General features: G+C 46.0%; 6 protein-coding genes. 3 read left to right on the plus strand and 3 right to left on the minus strand.

All coding sequences use genetic code 11. The features are described from left to right. Nucleotides 1-68 precede the first annotated feature (68 nt). Together SFV55_RS08485 and SFV55_RS08490 are read right to left on the minus strand one after the other, a co-directional pair. A complete protein-coding gene (locus SFV55_RS08485; RefSeq protein WP_320029058.1) occupies nucleotides 69-1,226 on the minus strand; it encodes a DUF695 domain-containing protein in 1,158 nt (385 codons plus the stop codon). A gap of 131 nt (nucleotides 1,227-1,357) precedes the next feature. Next, a complete protein-coding gene (locus SFV55_RS08490) occupies nucleotides 1,358-4,603 on the minus strand; it encodes an amidohydrolase family protein (protein WP_413776697.1) in 3,246 nt (1,081 codons plus the stop codon). 141 nt (nucleotides 4,604-4,744) lie between these two features. Here SFV55_RS08490 and SFV55_RS08495 point away from each other — a divergent pair, with 141 nt between their 5' ends. The 3 genes from SFV55_RS08495 to SFV55_RS08505 all read left to right on the plus strand — a co-directional run bounded on the left by SFV55_RS08495 (nucleotide 4,745) and on the right by SFV55_RS08505 (nucleotide 7,576). After that, nucleotides 4,745-5,341: a hypothetical protein gene (locus SFV55_RS08495; RefSeq protein ID WP_320029060.1), complete on the plus strand. Its 597-nt coding sequence runs from the start codon at nucleotides 4,745-4,747 to the stop codon at nucleotides 5,339-5,341. A gap of 46 nt (nucleotides 5,342-5,387) precedes the next feature. After that, nucleotides 5,388-6,203: a helix-turn-helix domain-containing protein gene (locus SFV55_RS08500; protein WP_320029061.1), complete on the plus strand. Its 816-nt coding sequence runs from the start codon at nucleotides 5,388-5,390 to the stop codon at nucleotides 6,201-6,203. Nucleotides 6,204-6,277: 74 nt separating this feature from the next. Then, nucleotides 6,278-7,576, plus strand: a complete 1,299-nt coding sequence (locus SFV55_RS08505) for a DUF6265 family protein (RefSeq protein ID WP_320029062.1) — start codon at nucleotides 6,278-6,280, stop codon at nucleotides 7,574-7,576. Between the two features lie 124 nt (nucleotides 7,577-7,700). Here SFV55_RS08505 and SFV55_RS08510 read toward each other — a convergent pair whose 3' ends face one another. Beyond that, nucleotides 7,701-10,337: an AAA family ATPase gene (locus SFV55_RS08510; protein WP_320029063.1), complete on the minus strand. Its 2,637-nt coding sequence runs from the start codon at nucleotides 10,335-10,337 to the stop codon at nucleotides 7,701-7,703. Between the last annotated feature and the right edge of the window lie 183 nt (nucleotides 10,338-10,520).

Here is a 10,520-nt window from a genome sequence, read left to right on the forward strand (position 1 = left end):
TTTGCCTAGCGGACAAATTTTTTGAACCGCAACCTTGACTTTCGCTCCGGCAAATTGATGGCTGGTCGCTACGCGGGGAACAAAACTAGGGTTTCGTCAATATTTTTTAATTCTTGACACACTTCATTGAACATTCCCGCCCTCATGTACCGATTAAACGTCTTCCAATATTTATCTTTGTAAATGTCAAAATCCATTTCAAATTTAGACATGCCTTCCTTTAACTGGTGTACTATTTTAGAGGGTTTCCTAAAGTCCTTGCAGGCGAGGTAAATGGTTCTGGTATTATCCCCTGTTTCTCTACCGATGTTGAGAACGCCTTCATAAGGCTTGAGTTGTTCCATTAAATCATCTTCGATGGCATTGATTAGTTTACGGGTTCTCCCAATTGGCATTCCACCGCTTTTTTGTCCCTTGTATTTAATTTCAATGCAGAACAACCAAGGATGTGAGGCTTTGCCTTCCCAATCCAATAAATCCTGGTTCATTAATGCCAGCAACATGGTTTCATTTTTAACTTGGACCTCATATAAATTATAGCGATCAGTATCCTCAATATGAGTATACCAGGTGTCTTCATATTTTTCAATGAATTCCTTTTGTCGCCAAACCAGGTAACTTTTAAGCTTTTTGATGGGAATCAGTTCTTGTTCTGCCTCAGTTTTAGCTACCACTTTGATTTCATCAATAACCGCCGCATAATACCACTCCCCTAGATAATTATCGAGAAAAAGGTGAGTTCCATTAACGATAATCCCACGATTCTCATCATTCAAATCGCTGTGGATTATGGTTAGATCGATTTCATCAGGATAGTCAGCATGTTCATTGGCATAAAAGAAGATGTTTTCACCATCAAAAGAATATCCCTCCATTTCAATACTAAATTCCTCGAGTTCTGTTGCAGGTTTCAAAGCGGTGAATAGCCATCCATTGATGTGGGGTGCAGATTCCACTAATTCATCTACAAAAATCATGTTTTCTAAGGCCCCATCGGCGCTAAAAATGAGTTCTACTGTGTGGTCATCATACATACCTGTGAGGTAATAAATACCACTTTTTAACTCATTGAGTTTATCTGAAAGGGGATCAAAAAATACTTTTTCAAAATCGCCCTTGTTCTTCACGACTTGGTGAAAAGTTTTAGCCTTTTTTTGAAACCATTGCCAAAAATCTTGATACGAATGAATGGGTTTATTTCGGCGAAAGAAGTTTTTAAAATTCATGATTGAGAATACGCTTAATCGTTGTTTTTTTCAAAACTAAACAAAAAAGCAAAAGAAAGCCCAAAAAACAAAAAGTGAAAAACAAAAAACAAGCGAAACACCCCTGTTTTTCATTTTTCACTTTTCACTCCTTAATGTCTCCCACACAAACACCGCCCCACACTCTCCGTCTCCTCATGCAGCAGCGGCTCATACTGAGCATTTTTATTCAATTCCCAGAAAAACTTGCTGCGTTTCTTGGGCTGGTTCCCGACCTCGTTCATCGATTCCGCATCGTACAAGCGGCCATTGACCATGGTGTAGCGGATGAATTCGGTGTTTTGGATGTTCTCCAGCGGGTTTTTGTCCAGCACCAGCAAGTCGGCCAGTTTGCCCACTTCCAGGGAGCCGATGTGCTCATCCAAACCCAGGCTGAGCGCAGGATTGATGGTGGCAGTTTTAAGTGCCTGGTGGTTACTCATGCCGCCTTGGGCCATCATCCAGGTCTCCCAGTGGGCACCAAGGCCGTTGAGTTGGCCGTGTGCACCCATGTTGACTTCTACGCCCACATCCATTAGTTTTTTCAATTGCCGGGAAATTTGAATATAGCCCTTATCGTATTCTTCTTCGGGAATCATGGTACGGTAGCGGCTGCGGGTATCGATTACACTACGTGGCGTGTAAGTCAGCAGCCTTTGTTTTTCCCAAACGTTGCTGTGTTGGTACCAGTAATATTCTCCATTGATTGCACCGAAGGTCACGATCAAGGTAGGCGTATAGGCTGTATTGGACTGTTCCCAAAGCTGGATTACGTCATTGTGCAACTCATGGATAGGCAGGTTGTGCTCCAAGGTGGTATGCCCATCCAGAATCATCGACATATTGTGGTAAAAGAACGATCCCCCTTCAGGTACCACTTCCATTTCCAGTTCCCGGGCTGCTTGCAAGATCATTTGGCGTTGTTCCCGGCGTGGTTGGTTGTAACTTTTTACCGAAAAAGCTCCAAACACCTTGGTGCGGCGAATGGCACTGCGGGCATCTTCCAAGTTGTTGACCACCGCTTTGAAGTTTCCTTCCGCGCCATATAGAATGGTTCCGGTAGAAAATACCCGAGGCCCTACAATGGCACCCGTTTTTTGCAGTTCACTCATCGCAAAGACCCACTCTGTATTTGCCGAAGGGTCGTGCACCGTGGTGACGCCATAAGCCAGGTTCACGTAATAAGGCCAGTATTTCTGGGGCGTCAAACCCGAGTTAAAGTGGCCAGGGTGGGCATGGGTGTCGATCAAACCGGGCATGATCGTTTTGCCCGCACAATTGATTATTTTGGCTTCCTTCGGAATGCTTACAGCTGATGCCGCTCCAACTGCTTTGATGACGTTGCCTTCCACCAATACCGTGCCTTTTTCAATCACCTGCTCCCCTTTCATCGTGATGATGCGGGCGTTGGTGAAGGCGATCAGGCCGGTAGGTTTATCCATGGACACTTTTAAACCAATGTCAATGCCTTTTTCGGGCATTTTGAAGCTGGAATCGGGTTTGCCTGCAATGAATTCAAAGCGGTCTTCCAGTGGAATATTGAAGTATTGGTTGCCCAGCGTATAGTTCAGTGACTTGCTATCGGCGCTCCAATGCAGGTTGATCCCGGCGTCTTTGGCCACCTGCTTGACCGGAAAATCGGCTGTGCTAGCCCCCAGGTTGAGGGTGGTTCCAGAATGAGGAAAGGCGGCAATGTACACCTTGTGCAAATCCACAAAGGCGATCCATTTTTCGTCTGGCGAGAGGGTGAACTGGCTGCCATAGGTGCTGCGCAGGTGGATGCGTTCGTCGGAGCCATCCAGTTTGCAGCTGGCCATCATGCTGCCAGCGTTGTAATAGAGGCGGTCACCTTTGAGGTTAAAGCGGGGGTCTTCACCCTGAGCTTTGACAAAAGTAGCCGGGCCACCGCTGGCTTTCATCACATAAATGCCGGGCTTGGCGGTATTGGCCGGGCCCATGGCTGAGCTGGAGCCATCTTTCCGGAATACCAGCATTTGGCCATCGTTGGAATAGGCCGGATTGCGGTAATTGCCCGGATCGCTGCTCAATTTCGTGAGGGTACCACCCTCCAATTGCAGGCGTTGCAGGGTGCCGGAGGTACTGTCGTTGTGGGTCACAAAAACCAGCGACTTTCCATCGGGTGAAAAAGCAGGTTCGAACTCAAAATCAGTCCCTTTGGTCAAACGTTGGGGGGTACCCGAGGGCAGGTCTTTTTTCCACAGGTAACCCACTGCGTTGAACACCACGTATTTGCCGTTGGGGGCAGTCACCGCATTGCGGATCACTTTGGCGTCAAAATTGGCGGGATTCAGGGCTTGTTTGAAACGAACGGCATCGTAAATCCTTTGATTGACCTGGCAAGTGAAAGGAATTTCGACCGACTGGTTAAACCCATTCACATCCACTTTATTGATCTTACCATTGGCCCAGATGATGATGGACTGGTCGTCGGGCGACCAGGCAAAGCCGGGATAAGAGCCAAAAATGGTCCAGGCTTCCTGTTGGTCTTTTGACAACTTGTGGTAAACCGGCCATTCGCGCCCGGTTTCCAGATTGCGGATGTACAAGACCGATTGGGTGCGTACCCGCCGCACGTAAGCTAGTAATTTGCCATCACGGGATATTTGGGGCCTTACCGCACCTCCAGCACCACCTGTCACAGTTTCCATTTTCCCGGTTTCCCGATCGAATTGTTTGATGGCAAAAATCTGATTATTGGGATCCTTGTTGTATTGAAAAAAACCTCCAGGATAGATGTCTTCGCTGTAATAGACATAACGGCCATCGGGTGAAGCACTGGGCTCGTTGAGGTCTTGCTGGTCGTTTTTGCGGGGGGTGAGCTGGATACCTTTGCCACCGCTCAGGTGGTACATCCACAACTCGCCAGCACCCAGGGAGCGGGTGGAGGTGAAATGTTTGCGGGTGATGATGTATTCGCCATCGGGTGTCCAAACACTGTTGTTGACCAGGCGGAAGTCCTCTTTGGTGATTTGGCGGGCGTTTTTGCCGTCGCGATCCATCACCCAGGCATTGTCGCCTCCACCGGCATCGGAGGTGAAAAGGATTTTTTTGCCATCGGGGCTAAAACGGGGCTGCACTTCAAAAGCGTGACCAGCCCGCAGCACCCTCGCTTCGCCACCCTGAATGGGCAAAATGTAAATGTCGCCCAGAAGGTCAAAAGCAATTTCTTTGCCATCGGGCGAAACATCGAGGTTCATCCAGGTACCTTCGTTGGTGCTGAAGGATATGTTTTTGTAGGTGCCGGGTGGATTGTTGACGTCCCATTTTTTTGCGTCCTGCGCATAGGCAGTAGAAAATGTGAGGGTAAACAAGATCAAGGCTACGAGCACTGTATACATTTTCATACAATCTGGCTTATTGGGTTTTGAAGTGATGAGTTGTAAACTTACAAATTATGCGGTTTAAGCCTAGGGGTAATTGTTGAATTTGTCTACTTTTGTAACCACATTGATCACCTACAAGCATTCCTGATTCTTCCAATGCAATACCAAAAAATCACTTCTGAAGGTACGACAATCGAATTCCACAACAACTGGTTGGGCGAAGAAACCGTAATTGTTAAAGGGCAGGTTGTGTCCAAAAAATCTTCGATCACAGGTACAAATCATCCATTTACCGTCCTGGAAAAGGGCAAAAAGATAAAATTTGTCCTAACGACCAAATTAAACGCCAACGCAGAAGTATTACTAGATTTGCACCGAAATGACAAACTGGTAATCAAAGACTTACGCGTTGAATACGGCTATTTACCCAAAAAGATCAACAAAGCCAAACAACAAGGAGTCCTAAAACTTAAGGCCTACCAATTGAACGAGGCTCTGGAAGACTTCAAAAAAGCGCTGAAGGAAAACGACGAAGATCCTGAGATTTATTTCCACATGGCCTGTGCCTACTCGGTATTGGAACAGCCTTTGGAAGGGTTTGAAAGTTTGAAAAAAGCTGTAGCTAATAACTTGCAAGATACCGAAATGATTCTCAATCACGATATGCTGGCGTTTTTGCGTTTACACGATGCGTTCGATGGTTTTTTTGAAAGTGGGTTTAAGAAGTATGATAAGGCGTTGTTGAAGGGGTAAAATAAAAAAGCGCATCTTGGGTTGGCTGCGCAAAATGAATAAAGACATGCAGTACCAAACCTATCCACCTTCCCCCCACCTCGCCCCTTTGATTAAATGTTTTTGGAGCCTGGAATTCGCCGCAACCCCGCAGCCCGAAAAACAAACCATTATCCCGGACGGCTGTATAGAATTGATTATCCATTATGGGGATTTGTACCAGCAGTTTCAGGAAAACGGCAGCAGTTTCATACAGCCACGTAGTTTTGTGTTTGGTCAGCTCAGCAATACCCTCGAAATAGCCCCTATCGGCCACACTGGAATCATCGCTGCCCGTTTTCATCCTGATGGTTTTATTCCTCTGGCAACGATACCTTTAGCGGGGATGGAAAACCGGGCGGTCCCATTGACTGAACTTTTTGGAGAGGAGAGTGATTTTTTGGAAAAAAACATCCTGATCGCATCTACTCAGGCCGAGCGCATTCAACACATCGAAACCTTTTTGCTGGCACGCCTGAACAAACTGGAGGTCCTTGATTGTATTGTAAAGTCAAGTATTGAAATTTTAGTCAGCCAGGCCGGGCAGGTCAAGGTGGAAGAAATGGCCGAAAAATTGAACATCAATCGGCGGAAATTGGAACGAAAATTCAGCATCAACGTAGGGCTCAGCCCCAAACAATTGTCCAAAATTATCCGCTTACAAACTGCCCTCAAACAATTGAACCAAAATACCGAGCTCAGTTTGACCGAATTGGCTTATCAAAGTGGGTACTTCGATCAGTCTCATTTCATCAAAGACTTCAAAGCTTTTACGGGGATCAGTCCCAAGCAGTTTTATGCTGATCACCTTCAACTTTCCGCACTTTTTATTGGTACAAATTAGCAATGTCGCGTTTTTACAATTTTAGATGTGGGTTTTTAAACATTTTTACGGTCTTAAATGATAAACCGCACCAAATGAAACCTGTGATCACCCTTACTGCAAACCTTCTATTTTTACTTGCTCAATTGACCCTGTTTAGCCAAAAAGCCGACGCTTTTAAATGGATGTTGGGCTCCTGGAAGATCAATACCAGCAATGGACAAATTGTCGAAACTTGGAAAGCACACAACGACAGCACCTTGCAAGGCAAAAGTGTATTTGTCAAAAACGCACAAGACAGTACAACGCAGGAAACCCTAGAATTTGCCTACCGCAAAGGTGCCTGGTCTTACATTTCCACGGTGCAGGGACAAAACAACCAGCAACCCGTGGTGTTCAAAGTGATTTTCCAACGTGGCCCAGAGTTTATTTGTGAAAACCTAACCCACGATTTCCCCCAGCGCATCGCGTACCAACGCATTTCCGCCACTCAAATGTTGGCCAGCATTGAAGGAACCCGCAATGGGCGTTTCTCCAAACAAAACTTCAACTACACCCAGGATGAAAACCCAGGGGGTGGACTGTACAATAGCTCGATCCAACAAGCCATCAAAAACATTCCCCATGCTCCCAAAGCCCCCCATCAGGTTATGGTTTTGGGTTCATTTCACTTTGATTTGGGCTCAAATGGCAGCGACTGGAAGGCAAAAAAAGAGGTCGACATGCTCAGCCCCAGCAAACAACAAGAAATTGAAGAACTGGTTAAAGCACTTGCAACTTTTAAGCCCACCAAAATATGCATAGAATGGCTGCCCAAACAAGATTCAACCTTTAAGCAGCGCTATGCCGATTATCTGGTGGGTAAATGGGCTTTAAAAACGGGGGAATATTATCAAATCGGCTTTCGTTTGGCGAAAGCCATGGGACATGCTCAAGTCTATTGTATCGACAATCGGCCTAAACAACCAGAGTCTCTTCTCGAAATAGAAGACTGGGACAAATACGTAGCCACTGCGGGCGGAGCGGCTGAACAGAAAAGTTACGATCCACTCAATGAACAATTCAACCGCTACATCGACTCGATCAAGTATCAACTTTCTTTAAAAGACTACCTCTTGTTCATTAACAGCGATGCGGTCAGAAAAGAATACAAAAGGCTTTGGTTCACTGGACTGGTCCACGTTGGCAATGAAAGCACCTATGCCGGGGCTGATTTGACCGGCAACTGGTACCAACGCAATACCCGAATTTTTAGCAATGTAAAAAAATTATGCACAGCTCCTGCTGAACGCATCCTGATCATTTACGGCAACGCGCATTCTTTTGTGTTGGAAGAGGCTTTCCGAGCCAGTCAGGAATTTGAAGTGATACCTTTGAGCAGTATTTTGAAATAACATAAAACAGCAGCACAAAGGGCCAAATTAAGGCATTATCAATGCCTAACTTTGTGTCCCTTTGTGCCTTATTTCTTTTTGATAAAAGACATCTGGAGAATTGTACCAGTGTTGTGTTCTGGCCTTAGCCCCTTGCTTTAAACCCAATCGTTTGCCGATTGAATGCAAAAGTGCTCTTATCCAACTTGAAGGTCTCCAGGTCATCCAGCGTCAACAGGTTATTCGGTAAATTTTGTCGCTCCTCCAGGGACAATGCGGCCAAGCGCAGATTCTGATTTTTAATCGCCTCATTTACGATATTGCGCACCGTACGGGCGTTGCCGAAGTATTTGTCCCGACAATCATAGATGAAAGTCAGGTAACGCTTCAGGTACTCCTCCGCTTCTGGCGTTGGAATCAAGCCACTTTGATCCAGCATGAACATGGCAATTTCCAGGAGTTCCTGCGGCAGGTAGTCATCAAAACGCAGCATCTTGTCGAAGCGGCTGTTCAAACCTGGGTTGGCCTTAAGGAAGGTCTCCATGTTATCGGTGTAGCCCGCTACAAAGACAAAGAAATGCCCCCGCAGATCTTCCATGCGTTTCAACAGAGTCTGGATTGCTTCGTCGCCAAAGTCGCCGTGGGCACCGCCGGTTTTTGCAGTCAGTGCGTAAGCTTCATCAATAAAGAGTACGCCACCCAGTGCTTCCTCGATTTTTTCATTGGTTTTGATCGCCGTTTGACCTACATAACCTGCAACTAGGCCCTGGCGGTCGGTTTCTACCATATGCCCCCGCTCCAACATGCCCAATGACTTGTAGATTTTGGTCAAAATGCGGGCTACCGTGGTTTTACCCGTACCAGGATTGCCAATCAAAACGGTATGCAGGAAAAAGCTATTCAATACATCTTTTCCCGTTTCCCGGTAAAAACGCACCAAACGCACCATTTCCTGAATTTGCGCCTTGATTTTATCCATACCAATCAGGCGGTTCAGTTCGTCGATCGACTCACGCAACAACACTTCATCAATGGGGATATTGGGCAATGGCCGGCGATTTTTCAAGTCGATCGTTGCGATGTCGGCCAATTCGAGCATTTCAAGGTTTTCACGCGACAAGAGCCGTGGATCTTCATTGCGCATGATCCGTAGCCCCAGGTTGATCTTGGCTTTTTCGATCAAGTCGTTTACAAAACGGGCATTGCCAAACGTACGGTCGCGTTTGCGGTAGGCATCAATGATGACTTCATCTACTTTCTTTTCCGCTTCTTCACCCAGCTTGACACCTTTTTGTTTGCACACAAAACGGGCAATTTGGGAGAGTTCCTGCGGCAGGTAATCAGCAAACTCAAAATTAAACTGGAAGCGCGATTTAAGACCTGGGTTAGAATCCAGGAATTGTTTCATTTCTTTGGGATAACCTGCCACAATGATGGCCAAATCACCCACACCATTAGACATTTCCCGCACCAGGATTTCGATCACTTCGCGCCCAAAATCCTTGGTATCGTCACTAGAACGCGCTAGCGCGTACGCTTCATCGATGAACAATACGCCACCCCTGGCCTTTTCAATGGCTTCTTTTACTTTGGGAGCAGTCTGGCCGATGTATTCACCCACCAGGTCTACCCTATCCACTTCGTGGACGTGCCCCTTGCTGAGTAAGCCCATTTTGCGGTACAACAATCCCATCATACCTGCTACTGTGGTTTTTCCAGTGCCCGGATTGCCGATAAAGACCGAATGGACATTGACATTTTCTTTTTCATCAAAGCCCCTTTCCTTGCGCAATTGCAGAAACTTGATGTAGTCTGCGTGATTGCGGACTTGTTGTTTGATATCAGTGAGGCCAATCAGGTTGTCGAACTGGGCCATAGCGTCGTCAAAACTCTGCCGGTCATCAGGTTGAATAGTAGGCACAATCTGTTGGCCCCGATCGGGCAGCCACACTGGCGAGATGCCTTCCACAAAATCCTCGTCAATTTCAAAAGGGATTACTGCGATGAGCCGATCCATGAATACCAACTCGGCCGTATAGCGATCCTTGCGCCAGGAACCCTTCACATTAGAGCCCCAACCAGTGGTGATTTTGATGAATTCATCCTTTTTTTCCACCCGATGCAAACGCACCACTTGCCCCTTCAATTCACGGGCGTCGTTGTAGAATTTGGCAAACAATTCACATTGCCATGCTTTAGAAATGTGCAGATTTTGCAACACGACTTCGATGTAGATGTACCGGGTTTCTTCGCCGCTAAAAGACTTGTAATAGACTCGATCCAATTCTGGAACATCGTCGTAAGGGCCTTCGTACAAACGCAGGGAGTTCACTGCGAGATAAGGGTTTTCGCCCCTCAAAAAGTCATGGCCAGCATCTTCGATGTAAAAATATTTGGTGCCGACCTTTTCTCCTTCAATCCAGGCCTCCCAATAATAGGTGCCATTTTTCCAAAAAGAACCTTCGGTTTTGTTGCCCCAACCTTCGCGGATGTACACGACGTTGTCGTACTTGCTCACCTTTTTGCGCAAGGGTAAGTCACAAATCTCTTTACGGCCTTTTTTTAAGGAAAAACACTTCAGTTCTACATCAATTTCCCAATCTTCAATGTCGAAGTACTTGTTGTAAAAAGAGAGTTCTGCATAGATGTAAGTAGTTTCCAAACGATCAAACACCTGCCGATACTTCTTTTTGTTATCAGCCAGCCACTCCGTTGAGGCATAAACCTTCAATTCTTTGAATTTATGCCGCTTAAATCCTGGTTTTGAAAATTCTTCCGTCATAACATCACTCTGGGTTAATTCAGCCACAGAACGCAAACCCAAATTTAGTTTTTTGTTTTCGTTCTGCTAATATGCTGCTTTTTGTACAAAGTTTTTAACTTTCTTGCATTAAACTCAATTAATGTCCCAGCAAGAATTTAAAGTACCCACCTTAGTCCAACACATTCAAGTAGATGGAAGGCC

Origin of the sequence: Haliscomenobacter sp. (assembly GCF_033763495.1) — a bacterium.
Classification (GTDB): Bacteria; Bacteroidota; Bacteroidia; order Chitinophagales; family Saprospiraceae; genus Haliscomenobacter.